We start from the raw sequence: 23,377 nt of genomic DNA on the forward strand, positions 1-23,377 counted from the left end.
TGGCAGCGTGTCGCGCCCCCTTGAACGTCGCGCGTCCAGCACCATCTAACAGCGTGCCAGCCACATACGCAGTTCGCCTGCGAACTGCGCGCGCCGATTCTGCGCGAGATGTTGCCCGATCATGATCGTCTGCCCGCGCGAGACCAGCTTGATCTGATCGCGCGGCGTTGCGCCCGGCTCTATCCGCACCCAGCGCGGATTGAATTCGAACTGCATAATCTGCTCGGCACTGACCTGCTCGATCACGAGCCGGTTCGGAAACAACCGGATGCGCTCGTAATCGACAGCATGTCGCGCATATATTGCAAACGCGATACCTACGGCCAGCAATTCGATTCCGGTGAACGGCAACACCAGCCAGGCCCCGACCAGAAACAGCATGAAAGCAATTGCCAACGAGAACAACGCAAGCGACACGTACAGACAGACGAATTGCCGCGGCGATATCGAACAGTTGCGCTTCATGGTCCAGTCCCTGAGGATCGGTTCTGAATCCGCCAGCAGATAATCTGATGCGCCCATCGCTGCCTCCTGCGAATCGTCGCGTCCGGCCTGCCTTCTTTTACTTCCGGATGCATCTCGCGGCCGCCGTTCGTGTCACTGTTTACAGCATCACTCGCGACCGCGCCAACCCCTACCGCATCACTTCATTTTGCAGCCCCCGCGCCCTCGGGCTTGCCACCCCAAATGTGGGAACCTCGGGTGACAAACTGACGCATTATAGGCGCGATCCATAGCATCGACAAGCAAGCCCCGATCGGCCCGCAAGCCAGGCGCGACAAGCCTTCGCGCCATTTTGCCCGGCATTTTGCGGCTCTTTTGGAGGGCAAATCCCAGGCATAACGGATGTCCTCTTTACCGCTTTTGCAACACGTCAGCCGCACCGTCGGCAAGCAGTTGATGACAGCGCCGCAATCTGCTATCCACGCTTGCCCGGACCTCGTCCGATGTCCTCGAGCCGCACAATGCCATGTCCTTCCGCCGTGGTGCGCGGCACGGCCTTCCATGCGTGTCCGTAGATCACCTCGAAGGTCAGCGCGATCGTGCCGTCGGCGCGCCGACGCGCTTCGAGCGCGGCGAGCAGGGCTTTGTGCAACCGACGCGCGAGCGCGCCGTCATGCGCATCGCGCTCGAACGGATACGCGCCCCAGCGGCGCACGTCCGCGAGCAGCGACTCAGGCGACCTGTAGGTGATCGTCAGCGTCTCCTGGTCCATCACCGGAATCTCGAAGCCCGCCTCGACGAGCATGTCGCCGAGATCGTGCATGTCGACGAAGTCGATCACATGCTTGCGAGACGCGACGCCGTGCGCGGCCTCGATCTCGGCGTAGGCACCACGCAACTCTTTCAGCGTGTCGGGGCCGAGCGTGCTGAACATTAGCAGGCCGTTGACCTTCAGCACGCGCTGCCATTCGGGAAAGACCAGATCGGGCCGCGAGTGCCAGTGCAGCGCGAGGTTGGACCAGATGAATTCGAATGCGCTGGACGTGAACGGCAGCGCGGAGAAATCGGTTTGCGCGAAGCGCGGGCCACGTGCGCCGAGCGCCTTGCCGAGCGAGGCGGGAAGAAAACGCCGCCAACTGGTGTCGCCGGCATCGTGACGCAGCGCGCGGCGGAGCATGCCGTGCGACAGATCGGCGCCGAACACCGGCGCCTCGGGAAAGCGTTCGCGCAATGCGGGGAGGTCTTCGCCCGCGCCGCAACCGGCGTCGAGCACGCTCGAGGGCGCCACCTTGATGTAATCGAGACGCTCGCGCATGCGCTGCGCAATCTCTCGCGGCAGGAACGCAACCTCGTCGAAGGTAGCGGCGCGACGATCGAAAATACGCCTGAGGCGCCGTGAATCGTAGGCCGGACGGCCAGATTGAGCGGAGGTTGGGGACATGTGTGTCGTGCTGGCGTGAGCTCGAAGTATACTCGTTCGTTCCCCTTCATTCAGCGAGAACGGCTTTCACCGGCGCTCATTCGTGCGATTCCAGTCATTTTCTTCGTCGTGTCGAAATCAGATGTCGCGTTTTGCGCGCGGTCTGCATTCGGCATGGCCGCGGGCCTTGAACGCCGCGCTGCCGAATCTGTGCGCGCTGTGCGGCAATTTGTCGCATAAGACGTTGTGCGACGGTTGCGACGCGGCCTACTGGAATGAGAGCCGGCTGCGCTGCACCGTTTGCGCGGTGCCGTTGCCGGCGTCACGCTGGGTCGCGCAGGCGCGGTATCGCTGCGCGGATTGCGTGGCCGAGCCGCCGCCGTTCGACGCGAGCTTCGCGCTCGCCGACTATCGCGCGCCGCTCGATACGCTCGCGGTCGGCCTGAAGTTCCGTGCCCGGCTGATGCTCGCGCGAGACTTCGCGCAACGCCTCGCGCGGCTCGCCGAAGCCAATTGGCACGACGCGGCCGAGCGGCCCGACGTGATCGCGCCAGTGCCGCTCGCCGGCCGCCGTCTGGTCGAGCGCGGCTACAACCAGGCCTGGCAGATCGCGCGGCCGCTCGCCCGGGCGCTCGGCGTGCGCAGCGACCCGACGCTGCTCGAACGAACGCTCGACACCGCGCCGCAATCGCGCCTCGATCTCGATGCGCGCCGGCAGAACGTCGGCCGCGCGTTTCGCGTCGCGCGCCCAGTGCGCGGCCTGCACGTCGGCATCGTCGACGATGTGATGACGAGCGGCGCGACGCTCGAAGCGCTCGCGCATACGCTGAAGGCCGCCGGCGCGCGGCGGGTTACGAACTTCGTCGCGCTGCGCACTCCGAAAAACTAGCTTTTACGTGGTCTTCTTATGTTCAACGTCGTTCTCGTAGAACCCGAAATTCCGCCCAACACCGGCAACGTGATTCGCCTGTGCGCGAACACCGGCGCCCGGCTGCACCTGATCGAGCCGCTCGGCTTCCCTCTCGACGACACCAAGATGCAGCGCGCCGGCCTCGACTATCACGAGTACGCGGAAATGAACGTGCATGCCGATTGGGACGCGTTCATCGCGAAAGAAACGCCCGATGCGTCGCGCATGTTCGCATTCACGACCCGCGGCTCCGGGCGCTTTCACGACCACGCGTTTCAACCGGGCGACTGGTTCGTGTTCGGCGCCGAAACGCGCGGCCTGCCCGGCACGGTGCTCGAGCGCTTTGCAAACGAACAGCGCGTGCGTCTGCCGATGCGTCCCGGCAATCGAAGTCTGAATCTGTCGAATACGGTGGCGATCGTGGTGTTCGAAGCGTGGCGTCAGGCCGGCTTCGAAGGCGGCGCCTGACGGCGTTCGAGCTCGGCCTCGTAGCGTGCGAACATCGCGTCGTCGAAGCACGCGAACGTCACGTGCTTCATGTGTGGTGTGCGCGGCAACGTGTCGAGTACGGTCGCGACCGCGATGCTGACCGCATCGTCGGCGGGGAAACGGTAGATACCGCAGCTGATCGCTGGAAACGCGATGCTCGTGCACTGAGTTTCGCGCGCGACTTCGAGTGAGCGCTGATAGCACGATGCGAGCAGGTCGGCTTCGCCATGCGCGCCGCCACGCCACACTGGACCGACCGCATGAATCACATGCTTCGCGGGCAGACGATAGCCGGCGGTGATTTTGGCGTCGCCGGTCGCGCAGCCGCCGAGCGTTTCGCATTCGCGCAGCAACTCCTTGCCGGCCGCGCGATGAATCGCGCCATCGACACCGCCGCCACCGAGCAGCGAAGTATTCGCGGCATTGACGATCGCATCGACGGCGAGCGTCGTGATATCTACCACGCGCGCTTCGAGCGTGCACGTGCCTCGACTGAGATTGAAGGTGGGCATGGCAACCTCGCTGACCCGAGTCTCGTTAACGAAGTGGACAACCGGGCGAGGTAGCCGTTCAACGCGAATTTCCGCTAAACGGCTGAGAGAAAAGGCTTTATTCCGCCTTCGAGTCGCGCCGCAGCAGCGCGCTAACCGCATCGCGCGGCGCCACGCCGTCGAACAGCACCGCGCAGACCGCCTGCGTGATCGGCATTTCGATTGCATGAGCACGCGCGATCGAGAGTACCGCCTGCGCGCAGCGCACGCCTTCGGCCACGTGACCAAGACCGCCGAGGATGTCGCGGAGTGTGCGGCCCGTGGCGAGTTGCAGGCCCACCGTGCGGTTGCGCGACAGATCGCCGGTAGCAGTCAGAATCAGATCACCGAGGCCGGTCAACCCGGTAAAGGTTTCCGCGCGCCCACCGAGCGTCACGCCAAGCCGCGACATTTCGGCGAGGCCGCGGGTGATCAGCGCCGCGCGTGCATTGAGGCCGAGGCCGAGGCCATCGGCGATGCCCGTGGCGATGGCGAGCACGTTTTTCACCGCGCCGCCCACTTCGACGCCGACGACGTCGTCGCCGGTATAGATGCGCATCGCGCCGTGATGGAACGCCGCGACCGTGCGTTCGCGGCACGCCGCCGACGAGCTCGCGATCGTCAACGCAACCGGTAGCCCCTGCCCGACTTCGCGCGCGAAGCTCGGTCCGGACAACACGCCGTTGCTCGCATGCTCGGGCAATTCCGCCGCGACCGCCTGATGCGGCAACAACTGCGAATCCGCTTCGAACCCCTTGCACAGCCACACGATATGCGCAGGCACCTTGCCCGCATCGCGCATCGCCCGTAACAGACCGCGTAGGCCAGCCACGGGCGTCGCGACCACGCATAGCGCGTCATCGTCGAGCGCGTGATCGAGCGCTACGCCGAGATCCGCTTCGTAACGAAGCGCGGGCGGCAACGCGACGCCCGCCAGATAGCGGGCGTTTTCATGCGAAGTGGAAAGCTCGGCGATGAGCGCGGACTCGCGCGCCCACAACACCGTGTCGTGCCTTACGGCCAGATGGCCGGCGAGGGCGGTGCCCCAGGCGCCAGCGCCGAGAACGGCGATTTTCATAGCCGGCACTGCGCGCGGCGCCTTAATGCGTGACGCCTTTTTGCGCCGCGCCGTCCTGCTGGGCCGCGCTCATCTGAGCGAGACGCTGCTCGTACAGCGCCTGGAAGTTGATCTCGGCGAGGTGGATCGGCGGGAAGCCGGCGCGGGTGATCGCATCGGCGATGTTCGAGCGCAGGTACGGGAACAGGATGGTCGGGCAGGCAATCCCGACGAGCGGATCGATCTGCTCGGCAGGAATGTTGCGAATGTCAAAAATGCCGGCCTGTTTCGCTTCGATCAGGAACGCGACCTTGTCCGACACCTTGGCCGTGACCGTGCCCGTCACGAGAATTTCAAACACGGATTCGGCGAGGCGCTCGGCCTTCACGTCGACTTCGACTTCGACCGACGGCATTTCCTGCTCGAGGAAGATGCCCGGCGAATTCGGCTGCTCGAGCGACATGTCCTTCAGATAGATGCGCTGGATGTTGAAGAACGGCTGGTTATTCTCGTCGGACATGATGGTGATTCCTGATAGGTGTGCATGGCGGCGGCCGATGCACGCATGGGCCGCCAGATTATTGCGCCGGCTCGCCGGCTCCACGAGGAGCGCGTGCGCCGGCTTATCGAGTGGTCCGCCCGCTCGCGCGGCGCGAAACGCGCGAACTCAGGCTGCTTCGAGCAGCGGCGTCAGACCGCCCGCGCGATCGAGCGCGGAAAGGTCATCATAGCCGCCCACATGCGTCTCGCCGATGAACACCTGCGGCACCGTGCGACGACCGGTCCGGGTCATCATCTCCTCACGACGGGCCGGGTCCTTGTCGATCAGTACTTTCTCAACGAGCTCGACGCCGCGCGACTTTAAAAGACGTTCGGCCATCTGGCAATACGGGCACACCTGGGTGCTGTACATGATCACTTTGTTCACTTGGCTGCTCCTTGTTTCACAACCGGCATACCGGCTTTCTGCCAGGCGTCGACGCCGCCCTCGAGAACATGGACTTCCGCGTATCCCGCTTCCTGCACGATACGCGCGGCCTTGTTCGATTGCTGGCCGGTCTGGCACACCAGCAGCACCGGGTTGCTCTTGTTCTTCGCGAGTTGCGTGACTTTCGCCTGCAACTCTGCGAATTCGAAATGCCGTGCCGCGGGCAGGTGCCCCTTGGCGTAATCGGCGGACGGCCGCAGATCGATGACCGCCGCGTTGCGCCGGTTGATCAGTTGGGTGGCTTCAGCGGCCGACAGGCCGCCACGTCCACGCCGACTGATGGTCGGCCACAGCAGCAACCCACCAGAGATAAGGACGATTGCGATCAGGACAAGGTTTGTGTATTCGGTGAAAAACTTCACGGAAGATCCGCCGGAAAGAGAGAAATCGAAAGGGCCAACCCGAGCATTATAAAATAACCGTTTGACGCGATGGCGATGCGCCGCCCGAGGCGCCGCACAGCGCGAGACCGCTTCCTCACTACCGACCGGCAACTCTCATGTACAAACTCGTTCTCATCCGCCACGGCGAATCGACTTGGAACAAGGAAAACCGCTTCACCGGCTGGGTCGACGTCGACCTCACCGAGCAGGGCAACCTCGAGGCGCAGCAGGCGGGCGTGCTGCTCAAGGAATCGGGCTATACGTTCGACATCGCCTACACGTCGGTGCTCAAGCGCGCGATCCGCACGCTGTGGCATGTGCAGGACCAGATGGATCTGATGTACCTGCCCGTCGTGCATTCGTGGCGCCTGAACGAACGCCACTACGGCGCGCTGTCGGGTCTGAACAAGGCCGAAACCGCCGCGAAGTTCGGTGACGAGCAGGTGCTGGTCTGGCGCCGCAGCTACGATACGCCGCCGCCCGCGCTCGAGCCCACCGACGAGCGCGCGCCGTACACCGATCCGCGCTACGCCAGGGTGCCGCGCGAGCAGCTGCCGCTGACCGAGTGCCTGAAAGACACGGTCGCGCGCGTGTTGCCGCTGTGGAACGAGTCGATTGCGCCCGCCATCAAGTCGGGGCGCAGCATCCTGATCGCCGCGCACGGCAACTCGATCCGCGCGCTGGTCAAGTACCTCGACAACATCTCGGACAGCGACATCGTCGGCCTCAACATCCCGAACGGCGTGCCGCTCGTCTATGAACTCGACGAGAACCTGAATCCGATCAAGCACTACTATCTCGGCGACCAGGACGCGATCGCCAAGGCGCAAGCCGCGGTCGCAAGCCAGGGCAAGGCGGGCTGATCCGGCATTTCCGGGCGCGGCCCCACGCCACGAAAACGCGCGGGGCCGCACGCAGACAACCGGACCGAAGAAATTCTGTATTGCGCCCGGCGGTCAGATTCAGAGGCCCGCTGCAGGGTTCACCGTAGCGGCGACCGCATCCGCTGGCCTTGCGCGGCAACTCTCAGTCCCGACCCGCCGAGTGCCATGTCGTACGGCTCGCCATCCGCGGGCCGGGTCGCAAGAACCAGGACCTTCCCGTACTGTCGAAGCACGATTGCCTGCACCGCGCCCTGAGCAGGCGGGTGTGCAGTTATACTTGTCCGTCCAATCTTTATCGACGCTGCCACGCGCTTCCGACCGCAACAGACTCTATGCGAAAGAACCTGAAAAATATCGGCCTGATTGCCGCGGGCCTTGCTACCGGTGTCTTTGCCACCCTGCAATACTCCGCCTCGGCCCAGCAACCCGCTAGCGCCGCGGTCGCCCCGCTGCCGCTAGACCAGCTCAGGCTCTTCGCCGAAGTGTTCGGGCAGATCAAGCACGAATACGTCGAACCGGTCGACGACAAGAAGCTGCTCACCGCCGCGATCAAGGGCATGGTGTCGAGCCTCGACCCGCACTCGTCGTACCTCGACAAGACCGACTACCAAGAGCTGCAGGAGCAGACCAAGGGCCGCTTCGCGGGCCTCGGCATCGAAATTTCGTCGGAAGACGGGCTGATCAAGGTGATTTCGCCAATCGAAGACACGCCCGCGTTCCGCGCCGGCATCCGTCCGGGCGACCTGATCACGCGCATCAACGACAAGCCCGTGCGCGGCATGACGCTCGATCAGGCGGTCAAGCAGATGCGCGGCGACCCGGGCACCAAGGTCACGCTAACCATCTTCCGCAAGACCGATGAGCGCACGTTCCCGCTCACCGTCACGCGCGCGATCATCAAGGTGCAGTCGGTGAAGGGCAAGATCGTTGCGCCGGGCTTCGCGTACGTGCGCATCACGAGCTTCCAGGAACGCACCACGCCTGACCTCGCGGCCAAGCTGCAAGATCTCGCGCGCCAGGAGCCGAACCTGAAGGGTCTCATCCTCGACCTGCGCAACAATGGCGGCGGCCTGCTGCAAAGCGCGGTCGGCGTCGCGGGCGCGTTCCTGCCGCCGAATTCGGTGGTGGTGTCGACCAACGGTCAGATTCCGGATTCGAAGCAGATCTATCGCGACACCTACGATAACTACCGTCTGCAATCGTTCGACAGCGATCCCCTCAAGGACGTCCCGGCCATCTTCAAGACCGTGCCGATGATCGTGCTGACCAACGCGTATTCGGCGTCGGCGTCGGAAATCGTCGCGGGCGCGCTGCAGGATCAGCACCGCGCGCTGATTCTCGGCAAGACCACGTTCGGCAAGGGTTCGGTGCAAACCGTGCGCCCCATGACGGCCGACACCGCCCTGCGCCTGACCACCGCGTATTACTACACGCCGAGCGGCCGTTCGATCCAGAACAAGGGCATCCGCCCCGACCTTCCTGTCGACCAATACGCGGACGGCGATCCGGACGACGCGCTCGTGACCCGCGAAGTCGACTACTCGAATCACCTTGCGAACACGCAGGATCCGAACGAGAAGAAGGAAGCGGAGCAACGCGAGCAGGAGCGCATGGACCAGTTGCGTCAGCTCGAAGAGCAGAACGACAAGAAGACGCCGGAACAGCGCCAGAAGGAGCGTGACCGCAAGCCGGTCGAGTTCGGTTCGGCCGACGACTTCATGCTGCAACAGGCGGTCGACAAGCTCGAAGGCAAGCCGGTTCAGGAATCGAAGTCGCTGATGGAGCGCCGTCTCGCGCAGAACAAGCCGGGCACGTCGGCCTCCGCGCCGGTCGCGGTGAAGCCGACGCAACCGGTGCCGGGCGCATCGGGACCGGCGCCGGCTTCGGCACCGGCTCCTGCTGGCAAGTAAGCTGGCAAAGGGAGCGAACCCCCACGTGTCTTCGCAGCACGATCGTCTGCGAAGACACGCCACAACAGTTTCAGCGAAAGCCCCCGCCTAACCGGTGGCGCATCACGGCAAGCCGCAACAGCCACCCTCTCCGCGCGATTAAAATATCAGCCACGAATGCGCGCCGCGGCCCCTCGGCCTGCCTCTCCTTGCGCGACACAGCGACATAGCGACACACCCCACGCGCCCCGCCATGAATGACGATCAACTCCTTCGCTACTCCCGCCACATCCTCGTCGACGAAATCGGCATCGAGGCGCAGCAGCGTTTTATCGACGCCCACGCGATCATCGTCGGCGCGGGCGGGCTCGGTTCGCCAGCCGCGCTGTATCTTGCGGCGGCGGGCGTCGGCCGTCTGACGCTCGTCGATGCCGATACGGTCGACCTGACCAATCTGCAGCGGCAGATCCTGCACGTGAGCGCGTCGGTTGGACGTAGGAAGGTCGAGTCCGGGCGCGACATGCTCGCGCAGATCAATCCCGAGGTCGTCGTCAACGCGGTGGCCGAGCGCGTCGACGATGCGTGGCTCGACCGCGAGGTGCCGCACGCGAGTGTCGTGCTCGATTGCACCGACAACTTCGCGACGCGTCACGCGATCAACCGCGCGTGCGTCAAGCATCGCGTGCCGCTCGTGTCGGGCGCGGCGCTGCGCTTCGACGGCCAGATCAGTACTTTCGATTTCCGCGATGAAGCGTCGCCGTGCTATGCGTGCGTGTTTCCCGAAGACCAGCCGTTCGAGGAAGTCGCATGCTCGACGATGGGCGTGTTCGCCCCGACGGTCGGCATCATCGGCTCGATGCAGGCTGCCGAAGCGCTGAAGGTGATCGGCGCAATCGGCACGCCGCTCGTGGGCCGCCTGACGATGCTCGATTCGCTGCGGATGGAATGGAACACGATGCGCATCGGACGTCAGCCGGATTGTCCGGTGTGCGGCCACGCGCACGGCTCTTGAGGCGGTTCTGCACTGCCCGTTCGCGTGACGCCGAAATAGCAAAACGCCGCACATGTGCGGCGTTTTTTCGTTCAACGAGGCACAACGATGCGCGTCAGATCAAACCAGCGCGACCCGCTTGAGCGCCGCCTGCACCTCCTCCGGCTCGAACGAAGCCAGCACGTCGGCAACGGGTTTTTCGAGCGTCTTCAGATGCGAGCGCAGCACCTCCTGCTTGACTTCGAGGAGTTGGCTCGGATGCATCGAAAATTCGGTCAGACCCATGCCGAGCAATAGACGCGTCAACGCCGGATCGCCCGCCATCTCACCGCACACCGACACGGGCACGCCCGCGCGTTTCGCCTCGCGCAGCGTAAACGCGATCAGATGCAGCACGGCCGGATGCAGCGGGTCGTACAGATGCGCGACCGCGTTGTCCGCGCGATCGATCGCGAGCGTGTACTGAATCAGATCGTTGGTGCCGATCGACAGGAAATCGAGCCGCTTCAGAAACAGCGGCAACGCGATCGCGGCCGCCGGGATCTCGATCATCGCGCCCACCTGCACGTTCGGATCGTAAGCGATTCCCGCGTCGTCGAGTTGACGCTTCGCTTCGCGGATCAGATCGAGCGTCTGGTCGATTTCCTGCGCGTGCGCGAGCATCGGGATCAGGATCTTCACCCTGCCGAACGCCGACGCGCGCAGGATCGCGCGCAACTGCGTGAGGAACATCTGCGGCTCCGACAGGCTCCAGCGAATCGCGCGCAAACCGAGCGCCGGATTCGCGGCGGTCTCGTAGCCGTCGCCGCCCATCGAATCGAGCGGCTTGTCGGCGCCGACGTCGATCGTGCGGATCGTGACCGGCAAGCCGTTCATCAGTTCGACCGCGCGACGATACGCGCTGAACTGCGCCTCCTCTTCGGGCATCCGGTGCTTGTGATTCATGAACAGAAACTCGGTGCGGAACAGACCCACGCCGGTCGCGCCCGATTCGACCGCCGCGCGCGCGTCGTCCGGCAACTCGATGTTCGCGCACAGTTCGATGCGCGTGCCGCACAGCGTTTGCGTCGGCGAGAACTTGAGCCGTTGCAGCTTGCGCTGCTCGAGTTCCTTCTCGCTTTGCCGGTACGAGTATTCCTCGAGCACGATCGGCGCGGGATCGACGATCACGATGCCGTGGTCGCCATCGACGATGATCAGATCGTCCTGGCGGATCAGCGCGCTCGCATGCTGCACGCCAACCGCGGCCGGAATGCCGAGGCTGCGCGCGACGATCGCGGTATGCGACGTGCGCCCCCCGAGATCGGTGACGAAGCCCTGAAACGTCTGCGTCTTGAACTGCATCATGTCGGCCGGCGCGATGTCGTGCGCGACCACGATCATCTCGTCGCACGCGCCATGCACGTTGCCGACGATGCCCGGCGCGCCCGCGAGCGCCTTCAGCACGCGCTCGACGACCTGCTCGATATCGGCCTTGCGCTCGCGCAGGTATTCGTCTTCGATAGTGTCGAAATGGCGCGACAGTCTTTCGAGCTGTTCGGTCAGCGCCCATTCCACGTTGTAGCGGCGCGTGCGGATCAGGTCGATGGTTTCCTGAACGAGCATGACGTCGTTCAGGATCATCGTGTGAACGTCGATGAACGCGCCCATTTCGCTCGGGGCATCCGCGGCAAGATCGGCGCGCAATACGTTGAGTTCTTCATGCACGCGTTGCTGAGCCGCGCGAAAACGCCCGACCTCCCCTTCGATCTGGAGCGGTTCGATCAGATAGTGGTCTACGTCGAGTGCTGCCGGGGCGATCAGATAGGCCCGCCCGATGGCGATACCGCGTGACACGGGAATTCCATGCAGCGTGAATGACACGCGCACCTCCTCTAGTTGTGTAATGCCGCGGCAAACCGCTGCAATGCTCTCAGACTGTACTGGGCATTATAAATTCCGCGCCTTTTTGAAGTAAGTCAGCGGTGTGTGCAGCGCAGCACGGATTATCGCAATGCGGTGCCCTCGTACCCGGCGAAGCTTTATACCCGTCGCGCAAAACATATGGTTTAAACATTGAAAACGCATGTCGCCTTAGCACTCTTCCCGATGGCTTTCGCGCCGCTTCTAGATCCCTTTAGTCTCGATTAACAGCGCGCCTCTTCTGATATTCAGATGTCGGCGCACGAAAAAAAACCGCGGACTGAGCCGCGGCATTTTCGGGTTTGTCGAACGCAAAACGCGCGGCTTTATTGACCTTCGCCAAATTTATCGGCGATCAGTTTCAGGAGCGCGTCCATCGCGTCCTGTTCGTCGGTGCCTTCCGTTTCGATCAGCACGGTACTGCCGATGCCCGCGGCCAGCATCATCACGCCCATGATGCTCTTCGCGTTGATACGACGGCCATTGCGGCTCATCCAGATTTCCGCCTGGTAGTTGCCCGCGAGTTGCGTCAACTTGGCCGACGCGCGCGCGTGCAGCCCCAGCTTGTTCACAATTGTCGTTTCCTGTTGCAGCATGTGATGGTCCGAAGCGCGGGTGAATGAAATGGTGAAAAGTGTTACTGCAAAGCGGCTTCAATGCGATCGGCACCGTTGTGAAACCGCTTGAATCCGTCGAAGCTTGCCTGCGAACCAGCCCGGCTTACAGGCCGGTCGCGTCGGTCTTTTGCGTCAGATCGGCATCGGCCGGCAAAGCGGGAACACAGTCGGCGGCCGCCGCGTCAGGCGGCAGCGCCGGCAGGCACTCGGCAGCGCACGCTGGCGGCGTGACCGGTGTCGGCATCGCCGGTCCAATCGCGTGCACGCCCTTGGTCGCGCCGGCGAGCGCCTTGTCGACGAGCGTGTCGAGCGGCGTCGCGCGATAGCAGACCGCGCGCACCAGCATCGGCAAATTGACGCCGCACAGCACACGCACGTCCGGCACGGTGGCGAGCCGGCCCGCGATGTTGGCCGGCGTCGCGCCGAACATGTCGGTCAGCACGAGCGCGCCGTTCTCTTCCTTCAGCCGCACGACTTCCGAATTCGCGAACGCGACGACCTGCGCAGGATCGCAATCCGGCGACACGTCGATCACGCCGATACGCGCCGGCAAACCGCCATAGATGTGGGAAACGCAATCGCGCAACGCGGTGGCGAATGGAGCGTGCGCAATGATCAGAATGCCTGCCATGTCAGCCTTACTGCAAAAGAACGGCCCCAAAACCGTGGACCGGGACTCGAGCCCGGATCGCCATCGCCCCGAACCGGCCGTGGGTCGCGAGGGCGGGAATGCATCGTCGGGCGAGCGGGCATTGTAGCAGCCTCATTTTCGCGCCAATTCCGACGGCACGCCTGATGCGGATTTACTACACAGATTGGGGGTGCCGCCGGGCAATCAAGGCCGCTGCGTCGGCGCGCCACGCGTCAGCCGACCGCGCGCTCCAGCGCCTCGACGAACATCGCGGCGACGTCGAAGCCGGTCTGGTCCATGATCTCGCGGAAGCACGTCGGGCTCGTGACGTTGACTTCGGTGAGCCAGTCGCCGATCGCATCGAGTCCGACCAGCAGCAGGCCGCGCGCCGCCAGCACCGGCGCGAGCGTATCGGCGATCTTGCGATCCTGCTCGCTGAGCGGCCGCGCGACGCCCAGTCCGCCGGCCGCCAGATTGCCGCGCACCTCATTACCCTGAGGAATACGCGCGAGCGAGTACGGCACCGCTTCGCCGCCGATCAGCAGGATGCGCTTGTCGCCTTCCTTGATCTCGGGGATGAATTTCTGCGCCATCACCGAGCGCGCGCCGTCGTGGCTCAGCATTTCGACGATCGAGCCGAGGTTCATGCCGTCCGCCTTCACGCGGAATACGCCCATGCCACCCATGCCGTCGAGCGGCTTCAGGATCACGTCGCCGTGCTGTTCGTGGAACGCGCGCAGACGCGCCGGGTCGCGCGTGACCAGCGTCGGCGCGACGAACTGCGCGAACTCGCCGATTGCGAGCTTCTCCGAATGATCGCGGATCGCCTGCGGTTTGTTGAAGATGCGCGCGCCGCCACGTTCGGCCAGTTCGAGCAGCCATGTCGACGTCACGTATTCCATGTCGAACGGCGGGTCCTTACGCATCACGACCGCGCCGAAGCTCGCGAGCGCGCGCGGCGTGGCGGCATCGGCGGCGAACCAGACATCACGACGCAGATCCGTGGTATCGCCGACGATCGCAATGCGCTCCACGTTCGCCTCGACATCGCCGCCCGTCCACGCCAGATGCTTCGGCTCGCAGGTGTGAACCGTGTGACCGCGCCGCGCCGCTTCGGCCATCATCGCGTAGGTCGTGTCTTTGTAGACCTTGAAATGGCTGAGCGGATCGGCGATGAAAAGAATGTCCATGAAAGTCCCGGTGCGCCCTGACAGGCGTGACATTGTTCGTCAATATAGTGTTTGAAGACGGCGATGGCGGCCCGCGTGCCGCCATCTTGCCGCGCGGGGTGGCTTAGACCTGGATGGCTTCGGGATCGGTCTTTTCGAGCTCGACCGATGCGGCCAGCAGGCCCAGCCGCGCCACGACGCCATACATATAGAAGCGGTTCGGCGGCGCCGCGCCGGGCTTCGCGTGCGCATCGGGCAGCGCCGTGTGTTCGAAGCCGAGCGGCACGAAGTGCATGCCCGGCGCGTTCAGGTTCTGGTCGCGCTCGCGGCTGCCGTGCACGCGATAGAAGCCGCCCACCACATAGCGGTCGATCATGTAGACGACCGGCTCGGCGACTTCCTCGCCGATGCGCTCGAACGTGTAGACGCCTTCCTGCACGATTACGTCGTGCACTTCGAGGCCATCTTTGGTCGCGGCCATGCGCGTGCGTTCGCGCTTCGTCAACGCGGCGACTTCCGACGCGTCGTGCACGGTCATCACGCCCATGCCGTAGGTGCCCGCATCGGACTTGATCACGACATACGGTTTTTCGGAGATGCCGTACTCGCGATACTTGCGCGCGATCTTCTTCAGCACGCCGTCGATCGCATCGGCAAGGGCTTCCTCGCCTGTGCGCTGCTGGAAGTCGACGCCCTCGACGTGCGCGAAATACGGATTGATCATCCACGGATCGATCTCGACCATCTTCGCGAACTTCTTCGCGACGTCGTCATAGCACGAGAAATGCATCGACTTGCGACGCACCGCCCAGCCCGCATGCAGCGGTGGCAGCAGATACTGCTCGTGCAGGTTTTCGAGCACGGGCGGAATACCGCCGGACAGATCGTTGTTCAGCAGGATCGAGCACGGGTCGAAATTTTTCAGACCAAGGCGCCGCTGCGAGCGCTCGAGCGGTTCGAGCACCAGCTTCTGGCCGTCCGACAGCGCGATCGTGACCGGGCCGTTGATGGTTTCGTCGAGCGTGCCGAAGCGTACGTTCAGACCCGCCTGGCGCATGATCGACGCAAGCCGGGCGACGTTTTCGAGGTAGAACGCGTTGCGGGTGTGACGCTCGGGAATGACGAGCAGATTCTTCGCGTCCGGGCAGATCTTTTCGATCGAGGCCATCGCGGCCTGCACCGCGAGCGGCAGAACTTCCTGCGGCAGATTGTTGAACGCGCCGGGAAACAGATTGGTGTCGACCGGCGCGAGCTTGAAGCCCGCGTTACGCAGATCGACGGAACAGTAGAACGGTGGCGTGTGCTCCTGCCATTCGAGCCGGAACCAGCGTTCGATAGCGGGCGTGGCGTCGAGGATCTTCCGCTCGAGGTCGAGCAGCGGGCCGTTTAACGCCGTAACTAGGTGCGGAACCATTGATCACTCGCAGACTGGAGAAAAAAGATTGTAGAGCAAATGCTTTGTCCATTTGGGGACGGTTTCTCCATTCGCAAGCAGACTCGAATGCATTCTCCCTATCCCGATGATAGGCGCGGAAAATCGCCGTTCGCAACCCAATCAGCAAGAAAAAAGCCCGCCATGAAGGCGGGCGAAATTGCTGCGCTTGCTTAACCATTTTTCTTACTGACGGGCCCGCGAGCGCGGGCCGAACCGGGACAGGTTCTCCGTTATTCGACTTTCTCGCCATGCAGGCTCACGTCGAGGCCTTCGCGCTCCTGCTCTTCGGTCACGCGGATGCCTATCACCATGTCGATGATCTTCAGCAGCACGAAGCTCACCACGCCGCTGTAGATCAGCGTCGTCAGCACGCCCTTCGCCTGCAGGATCACGCTGCCGTCCGCGCCGCCGATGTCCTTGACCGCGAACACGCCGGTCAGCAGCGCACCGATGATCCCGCCGATGCAGTGCACGCCGAACGCGTCGAGCGAATCGTCGTACCCGAACTTGTGCTTGAGCCACGTGGCCGACCAGAAGCAGACCACACCCGCGACGATACCGATCACGAGCGCCCCGAGCGTGCCAACGAAGCCCGACGCCGGCGTAATCGCCACCAGACCCGCGACCGCGCCCGACACGATACCGAGCACCGACGGCTTACCCTTGGCCGCCCATTCGGCGAACATCCACGCGAGCGCCGCCGCGGCGGTCGCCACCTGCGTCGCGAACATCGCGAAGCCGGCACGGCCGTCCGCTGCCACGGCCGAACCCGCGTTGAAGCCGAACCAGCCGACCCACAGCATCGCGCCACCGATCAGCGTGAGCGTCAGGTTGTGCGGCGCCATCGCTTCCTTGCCGTAGCCGACGCGCTTGCCGAGCACCAGACAGCAGACCAGACCCGCGATACCGGCGTTGATGTGCACCACCGTGCCGCCCGCGAAGTCGAGGATGCCCGCGCTAGCCAGCCAGCCGCTCGGCTCCCACACCATGTGCGCGATCGGCGAGTAGACGATGATCGACCACACCGTCATGAACACCAGCATCGCCGAAAACTTCATGCGGTCCGCGAACGCACCGGTGATCAGCGCCGGCGTGATGATCGCGAAGGTCATCTGATAGACGAAGTAGACCGTCTCGGGGATCGTCGGCGCGAGGTGGCTGACGGTCAGCGTCGTGGCCTTGTCGCCCTTGATATAGTTCATGCCTGTCATGAATACGCGCGAGAAGCCGCCGATGAACGAGCCGCCAGGCGTGAACGCGAGGCTGTAGCCCACCACGGTCCAGACGATCGTCACGACACAGGTGATCGCGAAGCTTTGCATCAGCGTCGCGAGCACGTTCTTCTTGCGGACCATGCCGCCGTAGAACAGCGCGAGACCCGGGATCGTCATGAACAGGACCAGCGCGGTGGAGGTCAGCATCCACGCGGTGTCGCCGGAGTTGATCTTCGATGAATCGACCGAGAACGGTGCGGTCGGGGTGGCCGGCGCGGCGGCGGCGGCGGCCGATGCGTCGGCGGCGGGAGCCGAGGCAGCCGGGGCAGCGGCTGCGGCAGAGGCGTCCGGTGCGGGCGCGCTCGCCGTCGTATCGGGAGCGGAGGCGGCTGCGGGAGCGGACGCATCGTCCGCGAGGGCGGTGCCGACACCGCCCGCGAGCAGCGAGCCGGCCATCAGCAGGGACATCATTAGTTTGCGCATCTTGGTTTTCCTCTTGTCGCTATCCGTGTCGCTATGTTCTGGTCTTTTACAGTGCGTCCGCGCCGGTCTCGCCGGTGCGGATCCGAACCACCTGCTCGATCGGCGTGACGAAGATCTTGCCGTCGCCGATCTTGCCGGTACGCGCGGCGCGCTCGAGCGCCTCGATCGCCTGATCGACGATGTCGTCCGATACCGCCGCTTCGATCTTCACCTTCGGCAGAAAGTCGACAACGTATTCGGCGCCCCGATACAGCTCGGTGTGGCCCTTCTGCCGTCCGAAGCCTTTGACTTCGGTCACCGTGATGCCCGACACGCCGATCGCCGACAGGGCTTCGCGCGCTTCATCCAGCTTGAACGGCTTGATGATTGCGGTAATGAGTTTCATGAAATCCTCGCTAGTTGTTGCTGATCCGTTGGGCCCCGTGGCGTACCCCTGACGGCGGTCTCCTGCGCTACCGGGAAAAGCGCCCTGGCAGTGCGCGCGCGGGGCAGTAACAGCAACTCCTATGCCATGTCGTGTCGGAGCGCGCCTCGCGCGCGTGGCGCAGCGCGCCCGAGCGGCCTTGTCCGAACGGCCAGCGGCGCGGCGGGCGGTGGCGCGGCGGGGGGATCGTTGCTAGAGTGTTCGAACGTTCTGAACGCGCGCGCGCGCACCAAACACGCTCACGCGGCCGCGGCAACCAATACGTCGCGCGCACCAGGATCGCCCGTTCGCCATAACGGGGCACGGGCGCAATGAAACATGCACACTTTTTGTGCACCAAGGGGAACACGATGAAACAACCAAACGACGTTTTTAGCGACTTCCAGGCTCGCGTCAGCGATCTGTTCAAGAATTCGCCGGCCAAGGATGTCGAACGCAACGTCAAGGCAATGCTGTCACAGGGCTTCTCGAAGCTCGATCTGGTCACGCGCGAGGAATTCGATACGCAGACCCAGGTGCTCGTGCGTACGCGCGCGCGACTCGAAGAACTCGAGCGCCGCGTCGCAGAGCTCGAGCAGAAATTGCCGCTCACGCAGACGCCGTAAGCGCTGCTGGCAGCTTTCGCGCTGCGCAGTGCCGCACATCACAGGCAAGCGGGCCGTGACGTCATCAGCGTTTTAGGGGATTCGCGCGCGCTGTGAGCGCGCCGTCCGACGGGAGAGAATATGTCGCTTGCCGTGGTGCGCAGCCGCGCGCCGGCCGCTGGCCGTGCGCCCGAAGTGACCGTCGAGGTTCACCTCGCCAATGGACTGCCGTCCTTTTCGATCGTCGGCCTGCCCGACCTGGAAGTGCGCGAGAGCCGTGAACGCGTGCGCGCGGCGCTGCAGAACTGCGGTTTCGATTTTCCAGTCCGCCGCATCACCGTCAACCTCGCGCCCGCCGATCTACCGAAAGAATCCGGTCGTTTCGATCTGCCGATCGCGCTCGGCATCCTCGCCGCAAGCGGGCAGATTCCCGCCGAATCGCTGCTCCATCGCGAGTTTGCCGGCGAGCTCTCGCTGACCGGCGCGCTGCGGCCGATGCGCGGCGCGTTCGCGATGGCCTGCGGCACCGCCCGCGGCGCTCTGGCGAACGCCGGCGACGCCGACGCTTCCTCCGAAGCGCGTTCTGCGTTGCCCGCCCTCCTCGATCAACTAGCCGCACCGGCCTTCCATACCCCACAGCTTTACCTGCCGGCCGCGAGCGCGGCGGAAGCGGCGCTCGTGCCCGGCGTCGACGTGTTCGGCGCCGCCGATCTGCCGTCGCTATGCGCGCATCTCGCAGGCTCGGCGGACGCGCGTCTTGGTCCGGTCGCCGCGCCCGAGCTCAACGAGCACGCCGCTGCCTCGGCGCCGGACATGGCCGACGTGATTGGCCAGCGCGCCGCTCGGCGCGCACTCGAAGTCGCGGCGGCCGGCGGCCATCACGTGCTGCTGATCGGGCCGCCCGGCGCCGGCAAGTCGATGCTCGCGGCACGCCTGCCCAGCTTGCTGCCGCCCATGACCGACGACGAAGCGCTCGCCTCCGCCGCGCTACTGTCCGCGAGCCGCATCGGCTTCAAGCCGTCGCAGTGGCGCCAGCGGCCGTTTCGCGCGCCGCACCATTCGTCGAGCGCGGCCGCGCTGGTCGGCGGACGCAATCCGCCGCAGCCTGGCGAGATCACGCTCGCGCATCTGGGCGTGCTGTTTCTGGACGAGCTTCCCGAATTCGATCGCGTGGTGCTCGAAACGCTGCGCGAGCCGCTCGAAGCTGGCCGCATCACGATCTCGCGCGCCGCCTGGCAAGCGGATTTCCCCGCCGCCTGCCAACTGATCGCCGCAATGAACCCGTGCCCGTGCGGCTGGCGCGGCGATCCCGGCGGGCGCTGCCGCTGTACGCCGGAAGTTGCGGCGCGCTATTTGCGTAAATTGTCGGGACCGCTGCTCGACCGCATCGACATCCAGCTCGAAATTCCAGCACTGACCGCCACCGAACTCGCGGCACGCGCCGCCACCGCCGGCGAAGCAAGTGTGGCGATCGCGCAGCGCGTGAGCGTTGCGCGCGAGCGGCAACTGGCCCGGCAAGGCAAGACCAACCGCGAGCTGGACGGACGCGAAGTCGACGATGTATGCCGCCCGGACGCAGCGGGCGAGGCGCTGCTGCGCGAAGCCGGCGAGCGCTTTGGCTGGTCGGCGCGGGCGTACTACCGGGTGTTGAAAGTCGCGCGCACCGTCGCGGACCTGGCTGGCGCGGCTATGCCGAGCGCCGCGCAGGTCGCCGAGGCAATCCAATACCGTCGCGCTTTTGGCTCGTTATGAGGAGAAAAAACGACTGTCAAGACTTGACTTATTCACATATGCGCGATCCTGTTAGATTTTGATACAACTCAAAAGCGCGCAGACGAGCACCCCGCTAAGCCACTGATTTAATTGTATTTTTTTAAATTCCCTATGCCTGTGGATTTTGCCGGAAGGCCCGCCTGATGGGCTTTTGCGGCCATTGAGGCCGACTTCTCAACAGAGTTATCCACAGGCTGTGCGCGTAACTCAAAAATCTCAACGTAAACCGGCAATTAGCGTACAAACCTGCGAAGGAACTTTCACTGCGTTCGGCACTCCGAGGTGCGCCCTACAGGCCAAAAATACCGCATTTAGTACAGCTGGAACGACGAAAAAAACTGGTCGACCTGGTCTTGCGGCAGCGGTTGATCGGCAATGATCGCCGCCTGGTACACGTGCCGGCCGCGCGCGACGAGCCGCGCATACACCGTGCGCGTCTCGTGCTTGGCGCCCGCCGCGCCGCTCACCGTCATTTCCAGCCCCGGTATCTTGCCGCCCGCCGCCAGCGGGATTTGCGCTGGGTGAGCATCGGGCGTCGCGCCGACATTGCGCGCCAGTCCTGCGCGCAGGAAATCGAGTGCGGCACGCTGGGTCGCGTCGCTGTCGTCGGGCAGCATCACGGTGCCGACCGCAAAGACCGCATTGCCCGCTTCGGCGGTCTGCATTGCCATCTGCATCGGTGTGCCGCCGATCTGCACCGCGCGCTGATCGTCGCCCGGCTTCGCTGGGAAGTCGACCGTGTAGCCCTTGTCGTTGTTCATCACGGAGCCGCCAGTCGAAGGTCGGTGAGCAGGCGCTGAGCGCGACGCCGAGCGCCAACGCGGCCGTCGCCGCGCCGATCACGGTTCGAGCGTGACCGGATCGCGTGAATGCGCGGAGAAATAGGTCCGCCGGTTGGAAGATGCCCGCACGGCGGGCGGACAATCGGCTGATCAACGGAAAACGGAAAGAAACGCGGGCAACTAAAGAGCAGACGCGAAGAACGGTTCGGAGCATGGGACGGAAGATCGGACTTCTCGGAGCGTAAAGCGCCATTATCCGCTGATCGACTGCCGGGCCGACGCGCGGAGCGCAGCCGTCCCGTCATTTCGGCGCAGCCGAACCCATTGGAGCTAGAATAGAGGAGCTGTTCAGTACCGGCCCGCGGGCCACCACACCGCCCCATTGTTCCGCGCCGCGCGCGACTCACGAGGTTCCGTCCATGAGTGCCAATTCACCGACCGCCGTCCGGCGCAAGAACCCGCTTCGCTATCTGATTGCGGTGGCCGTGGCCATTGCGCTCGCCGTCGCAGGTTACTTCGCGTTTGCCGGCCAGCAGCGCGTCCCGGATGCGACCTTCACGCTGCTATCGGGACAGAAGCTCACGACCGCGGACCTCAAAGGCAAGGTTTATCTGGTCAACTTCTGGGCAACGAGTTGCGACACGTGCATGAAGGAAATGCCGCAGATGGTCGAGACCTATAACCGCTTCAAGGGCCAGGGCCTCGAATTCGTCGCGGTGGCAATGAACTACGACGCGCCGATGTACGTGACCAACTACACGCAAACGCGTCAGCTGCCGTTCAAGGTGGCGATGGACGACGGCTCGGCCGCCAAGCAGTTCGGCAACGTGCAGCTCACGCCGACCACCTTCGTCGTCGATAAAGACGGCAAGATCCTGAAGCGCTATGTCGGCGAGCCGCAGTTCGCGGAACTCGACCAGTTGCTCGCGAAAGCGCTGAAGGCTGGCGCGGCTTAAGCCGGCGCAACCAGATCCCCACGCGCCGGCGCAACCTCCCGCCGCCGGCGTCCGCCTCCTCACCGCTCCCCTTCCCCTTTGGCCGCAAGGCCATATCGCTTGATCTTCTCGTAGAGCGTCGCCTTGCCGAGCTGCAGCCGGTCCGCCGCGACCGCAACCACGCCCCCCGCCTGCTCCAACGCCTCGGCGATCATCGCGCGCTCGAACTGCTCGACACGCTCCTTCAGCGGATGGGTGGCCCCGCCGTCTTCGCCGAACGACAGCACCGGTTCGTCGGCGATGCCGAGCACGAAGCGGTCGGCGGCATTACGCAGCTCGCGCACATTGCCCGGCCAGTCTCGCTGCATCAGACTCGCACGTTGGCGATCAGTGAGCATCGGCGCCGGCCGCTGATAACGGACGGCAGCATCGAGCAGGAAATGCTCGAACAGCGGCACGATGTCCTCGCGACGCTCGCTCAAAGGCGGCAGCGCGATCGTCACCACGTTGAGCCGGTACAGCAGATCGCGCCGGAACGAGCCATCCGCGACGTGCTCGGCCATGTCGCCTTTTGCAGCCGCGACCACGCGGCAATTGACGCGAATCGGCTGATTCGAGCCGAGCCGTTCCAGCACGCCGTCCTGCAGCACGCGCAGCAGCTTGACCTGCAGCGCGAGCGGCATGCTCTCGATCTCGTCGAGAAACAGCGTGCCGCCCGACGCATGTTCGAGCTTGCCGATCCGCCGTTTGGCCGCGCCGGTGAACGCGCCCGGCTCGTAGCCGAACATCTCCGATTCGAACATCGGCTCGGGCAGCGCGCCGCAGTTCACTGCGATGAACGGCTTGTCACGCCTTGGCGACAGCTCGTGCAGGCTGCGCGCGATCAGCTCCTTGCCCGCGCCGGTATCACCGTTGATCAGGACGGACGCATCGGTCGGCGCGACGTTGGCGATCAGCCGCCGCACCTGCTCGATCGCCGGACTGCGGCCGATGATGCGCGGCGCGACCGCGTTCTGCCCGGCCAGCTCACGGCGCAGCGCGAGGTTTTCGAGCACGAGCTTGCGGCGCTCCAGCGCGCGCCGTACGGTTTCGATCAGCCGCTCTGACGCGAACGGCTTTTCGATGAAGTCGTAGGCGCCATCGCGCATCGCCTGCACGGCCATCGAGATATCGCCGTGGCCGGTGACCAGAATCACCGGAACGTCGGGCGCTCGCTCGTGGCACTGCGCGAGCAGGTCGAGACCGCTCGCGCCGGGCAGCCGGATATCGCTGACGATCACGCCGGAGAAGTCCGCGCTGATCAGCTTCGCCGCGGCCTCGACCGACGCATGGCCGACCACGTCGAAGCCCGCCAGTTGCAGGCTCTGCACGCTCGCGCGGCGCACCAGTTCGTCGTCTTCGATATACAGCACTTGCAGGCCGTCGTTCATTGCGTGTTCCGGG

General features: G+C 64.5%; 23 protein-coding genes and 1 pseudogene. 8 read left to right on the forward strand and 16 right to left on the reverse strand.

Annotated features, from left to right (window positions below; translation table 11 throughout):
- Positions 1–45: 45 nt before the first annotated feature.
- Both OKW44_RS25560 and OKW44_RS25565 read right to left on the reverse strand, forming a co-directional pair.
- On the reverse strand, positions 46–522 hold the full coding sequence (locus OKW44_RS25560; RefSeq protein ID WP_018419305.1) for a DUF2244 domain-containing protein: 477 nt from the start codon (positions 520–522) through the stop codon (positions 46–48).
- Positions 523–919: 397 nt separating this feature from the next.
- Positions 920–1,885: a methyltransferase domain-containing protein gene (locus OKW44_RS25565; RefSeq protein ID WP_026225576.1), complete on the reverse strand. Its 966-nt coding sequence runs from the start codon at positions 1,883–1,885 to the stop codon at positions 920–922.
- A gap of 121 nt (positions 1,886–2,006) precedes the next feature.
- Between OKW44_RS25565 and OKW44_RS25570 the strand changes: the two genes are divergently transcribed.
- Positions 2,007–2,753 carry an amidophosphoribosyltransferase gene (locus OKW44_RS25570; protein WP_018419303.1) on the forward strand — a complete coding sequence of 249 codons (747 nt, stop codon included), beginning with the start codon at positions 2,007–2,009 and terminating at the stop codon, positions 2,751–2,753.
- Between the two features lie 18 nt (positions 2,754–2,771).
- Positions 2,772–3,242: a tRNA (uridine(34)/cytosine(34)/5-carboxymethylaminomethyluridine(34)-2'-O)-methyltransferase TrmL gene (trmL, locus tag OKW44_RS25575; RefSeq protein WP_018419302.1), complete on the forward strand. Its 471-nt coding sequence runs from the start codon at positions 2,772–2,774 to the stop codon at positions 3,240–3,242.
- On the opposite strand, the gene OKW44_RS25580 is transcribed toward trmL, so the two are convergent.
- The 5 genes from OKW44_RS25580 to OKW44_RS25600 all read right to left on the reverse strand — a co-directional run bounded on the left by OKW44_RS25580 (position 3,215) and on the right by OKW44_RS25600 (position 6,200).
- Positions 3,215–3,775 (reverse strand): O-acetyl-ADP-ribose deacetylase, encoded by a 561-nt coding sequence (locus OKW44_RS25580; RefSeq protein ID WP_018419301.1) that lies wholly within the window; start codon positions 3,773–3,775, stop codon positions 3,215–3,217. The genes trmL and OKW44_RS25580 overlap by 28 nt on opposite strands.
- 97 nt (positions 3,776–3,872) lie before the next feature.
- A complete protein-coding gene (locus OKW44_RS25585) occupies positions 3,873–4,871 on the reverse strand; it encodes an NAD(P)H-dependent glycerol-3-phosphate dehydrogenase (protein ID WP_018419300.1) in 999 nt (332 codons plus the stop codon).
- A 22-nt stretch (positions 4,872–4,893) separates the two neighbouring features.
- The gene (gene secB / locus OKW44_RS25590; RefSeq protein WP_018419299.1) at positions 4,894–5,370 is read right to left on the reverse strand and encodes a protein-export chaperone SecB; all 477 of its coding nucleotides are present in this window, start codon (positions 5,368–5,370) and stop codon (positions 4,894–4,896) included.
- A 147-nt stretch (positions 5,371–5,517) separates the two neighbouring features.
- Positions 5,518–5,778 (reverse strand): glutaredoxin 3, encoded by a 261-nt coding sequence (grxC, locus tag OKW44_RS25595; RefSeq protein ID WP_018419298.1) that lies wholly within the window; start codon positions 5,776–5,778, stop codon positions 5,518–5,520.
- Positions 5,775–6,200 carry a rhodanese-like domain-containing protein gene (locus OKW44_RS25600; protein ID WP_018419297.1) on the reverse strand — a complete coding sequence of 142 codons (426 nt, stop codon included), beginning with the start codon at positions 6,198–6,200 and terminating at the stop codon, positions 5,775–5,777. The genes grxC and OKW44_RS25600 overlap by 4 nt, the downstream gene beginning before the upstream one ends.
- Before the next feature lie 137 nt (positions 6,201–6,337).
- Here OKW44_RS25600 and gpmA point away from each other — a divergent pair, with 137 nt between their 5' ends.
- The 3 genes from gpmA to OKW44_RS25615 all read left to right on the forward strand — a co-directional run bounded on the left by gpmA (position 6,338) and on the right by OKW44_RS25615 (position 10,006).
- A complete protein-coding gene (gpmA, locus tag OKW44_RS25605) occupies positions 6,338–7,084 on the forward strand; it encodes a 2,3-diphosphoglycerate-dependent phosphoglycerate mutase (protein ID WP_018419296.1) in 747 nt (248 codons plus the stop codon).
- Between the two features lie 353 nt (positions 7,085–7,437).
- Entirely contained in the window at positions 7,438–9,015 is a 1,578-nt protein-coding gene (locus OKW44_RS25610; RefSeq protein WP_018419295.1) for a S41 family peptidase, read from the forward strand.
- 232 nt (positions 9,016–9,247) lie between these two features.
- Positions 9,248–10,006, forward strand: a complete 759-nt coding sequence (locus OKW44_RS25615; protein ID WP_018419294.1) for a HesA/MoeB/ThiF family protein — start codon at positions 9,248–9,250, stop codon at positions 10,004–10,006.
- 99 nt (positions 10,007–10,105) lie between these two features.
- On the opposite strand, the gene ptsP is transcribed toward OKW44_RS25615, so the two are convergent.
- The 7 genes from ptsP to OKW44_RS25650 all read right to left on the reverse strand — a co-directional run bounded on the left by ptsP (position 10,106) and on the right by OKW44_RS25650 (position 17,821).
- Entirely contained in the window at positions 10,106–11,848 is a 1,743-nt protein-coding gene (gene ptsP, locus OKW44_RS25620; RefSeq protein ID WP_018419293.1) for a phosphoenolpyruvate--protein phosphotransferase, read from the reverse strand.
- Between the two features lie 365 nt (positions 11,849–12,213).
- Positions 12,214–12,483 carry an HPr family phosphocarrier protein gene (locus tag OKW44_RS25625; protein ID WP_018419292.1) on the reverse strand — a complete coding sequence of 90 codons (270 nt, stop codon included), beginning with the start codon at positions 12,481–12,483 and terminating at the stop codon, positions 12,214–12,216.
- A gap of 124 nt (positions 12,484–12,607) precedes the next feature.
- Positions 12,608–13,135, reverse strand: a complete 528-nt coding sequence (locus OKW44_RS25630; protein WP_018419291.1) for a PTS sugar transporter subunit IIA — start codon at positions 13,133–13,135, stop codon at positions 12,608–12,610.
- 233 nt (positions 13,136–13,368) lie between these two features.
- Positions 13,369–14,325, reverse strand: a complete 957-nt coding sequence (gene gshB, locus OKW44_RS25635; RefSeq protein ID WP_018419290.1) for a glutathione synthase — start codon at positions 14,323–14,325, stop codon at positions 13,369–13,371.
- 103 nt (positions 14,326–14,428) lie between these two features.
- On the reverse strand, positions 14,429–15,718 hold the full coding sequence (gene gshA / locus OKW44_RS25640) for a glutamate--cysteine ligase (protein ID WP_018419289.1): 1,290 nt from the start codon (positions 15,716–15,718) through the stop codon (positions 14,429–14,431).
- 251 nt (positions 15,719–15,969) lie between these two features.
- The gene (locus OKW44_RS25645) at positions 15,970–17,436 is read right to left on the reverse strand and encodes an ammonium transporter (RefSeq protein WP_280784395.1); all 1,467 of its coding nucleotides are present in this window, start codon (positions 17,434–17,436) and stop codon (positions 15,970–15,972) included.
- A 46-nt stretch (positions 17,437–17,482) separates the two neighbouring features.
- The gene (locus tag OKW44_RS25650; protein WP_013088261.1) at positions 17,483–17,821 is read right to left on the reverse strand and encodes a P-II family nitrogen regulator; all 339 of its coding nucleotides are present in this window, start codon (positions 17,819–17,821) and stop codon (positions 17,483–17,485) included.
- A 389-nt stretch (positions 17,822–18,210) separates the two neighbouring features.
- On the opposite strand from OKW44_RS25650, the gene OKW44_RS25655 reads away from it, so the two are divergent.
- Positions 18,211–18,465, forward strand: a complete 255-nt coding sequence (locus tag OKW44_RS25655) for an accessory factor UbiK family protein (protein WP_018419287.1) — start codon at positions 18,211–18,213, stop codon at positions 18,463–18,465.
- Between the two features lie 120 nt (positions 18,466–18,585).
- Entirely contained in the window at positions 18,586–20,196 is a 1,611-nt protein-coding gene (locus OKW44_RS25660; protein ID WP_018419286.1) for a YifB family Mg chelatase-like AAA ATPase, read from the forward strand.
- A gap of 332 nt (positions 20,197–20,528) precedes the next feature.
- Here OKW44_RS25660 and OKW44_RS25665 read toward each other — a convergent pair.
- Positions 20,529–21,213, reverse strand: a pseudogene (locus OKW44_RS25665) (hypothetical protein).
- A 205-nt stretch (positions 21,214–21,418) separates the two neighbouring features.
- Here OKW44_RS25665 and OKW44_RS25670 point away from each other — a divergent pair.
- Positions 21,419–21,955: a TlpA disulfide reductase family protein gene (locus tag OKW44_RS25670; RefSeq protein WP_018419284.1), complete on the forward strand. Its 537-nt coding sequence runs from the start codon at positions 21,419–21,421 to the stop codon at positions 21,953–21,955.
- A gap of 59 nt (positions 21,956–22,014) precedes the next feature.
- Here OKW44_RS25670 and OKW44_RS25675 read toward each other — a convergent pair whose 3' ends face one another.
- A complete protein-coding gene (locus OKW44_RS25675; RefSeq protein ID WP_018419283.1) occupies positions 22,015–23,364 on the reverse strand; it encodes a sigma-54-dependent transcriptional regulator in 1,350 nt (449 codons plus the stop codon).
- Between the last annotated feature and the right edge of the window lie 13 nt (positions 23,365–23,377).

Source organism: Paraburkholderia lebeckiae, from assembly GCF_050436325.1.
GTDB lineage: Bacteria > Pseudomonadota > Gammaproteobacteria > Burkholderiales > Burkholderiaceae > Paraburkholderia > Paraburkholderia tuberum.

Bases quoted from the DNA above. Each gene is read 5' to 3' on its own strand.
- OKW44_RS25560 (WP_018419305.1), bottom strand. From the start codon at position 522: ATGGGCGCATCAGATTATCTGCTGGCGGATTCAGAACCGATCCTCAGG.
- OKW44_RS25565 (WP_026225576.1), bottom strand. From the start codon at position 1,885: ATGTCCCCAACCTCCGCTCAATCTGGCCGTCCGGCCTACGATTCACGG.
- OKW44_RS25570 (WP_018419303.1), top strand. From the start codon at position 2,007: ATGTCGCGTTTTGCGCGCGGTCTGCATTCGGCATGGCCGCGGGCCTTG.
- trmL (WP_018419302.1), top strand. From the start codon at position 2,772: ATGTTCAACGTCGTTCTCGTAGAACCCGAAATTCCGCCCAACACCGGC.
- OKW44_RS25580 (WP_018419301.1), bottom strand. From the start codon at position 3,775: ATGCCCACCTTCAATCTCAGTCGAGGCACGTGCACGCTCGAAGCGCGC.
- OKW44_RS25585 (WP_018419300.1), bottom strand. From the start codon at position 4,871: ATGAAAATCGCCGTTCTCGGCGCTGGCGCCTGGGGCACCGCCCTCGCC.
- secB (WP_018419299.1), bottom strand. From the start codon at position 5,370: ATGTCCGACGAGAATAACCAGCCGTTCTTCAACATCCAGCGCATCTAT.
- gpmA (WP_018419296.1), top strand. From the start codon at position 6,338: ATGTACAAACTCGTTCTCATCCGCCACGGCGAATCGACTTGGAACAAG.
- OKW44_RS25610 (WP_018419295.1), top strand. From the start codon at position 7,438: ATGCGAAAGAACCTGAAAAATATCGGCCTGATTGCCGCGGGCCTTGCT.
- OKW44_RS25615 (WP_018419294.1), top strand. From the start codon at position 9,248: ATGAATGACGATCAACTCCTTCGCTACTCCCGCCACATCCTCGTCGAC.
- OKW44_RS25625 (WP_018419292.1), bottom strand. From the start codon at position 12,483: ATGCTGCAACAGGAAACGACAATTGTGAACAAGCTGGGGCTGCACGCG.
- OKW44_RS25630 (WP_018419291.1), bottom strand. From the start codon at position 13,135: ATGGCAGGCATTCTGATCATTGCGCACGCTCCATTCGCCACCGCGTTG.
- gshB (WP_018419290.1), bottom strand. From the start codon at position 14,325: ATGGACATTCTTTTCATCGCCGATCCGCTCAGCCATTTCAAGGTCTAC.
- gshA (WP_018419289.1), bottom strand. From the start codon at position 15,718: ATGGTTCCGCACCTAGTTACGGCGTTAAACGGCCCGCTGCTCGACCTC.
- OKW44_RS25645 (WP_280784395.1), bottom strand. From the start codon at position 17,436: ATGCGCAAACTAATGATGTCCCTGCTGATGGCCGGCTCGCTGCTCGCG.
- OKW44_RS25650 (WP_013088261.1), bottom strand. From the start codon at position 17,821: ATGAAACTCATTACCGCAATCATCAAGCCGTTCAAGCTGGATGAAGCG.
- OKW44_RS25655 (WP_018419287.1), top strand. From the start codon at position 18,211: ATGAAACAACCAAACGACGTTTTTAGCGACTTCCAGGCTCGCGTCAGC.
- OKW44_RS25660 (WP_018419286.1), top strand. From the start codon at position 18,586: ATGTCGCTTGCCGTGGTGCGCAGCCGCGCGCCGGCCGCTGGCCGTGCG.
- OKW44_RS25670 (WP_018419284.1), top strand. From the start codon at position 21,419: ATGAGTGCCAATTCACCGACCGCCGTCCGGCGCAAGAACCCGCTTCGC.
- OKW44_RS25675 (WP_018419283.1), bottom strand. From the start codon at position 23,364: ATGAACGACGGCCTGCAAGTGCTGTATATCGAAGACGACGAACTGGTG.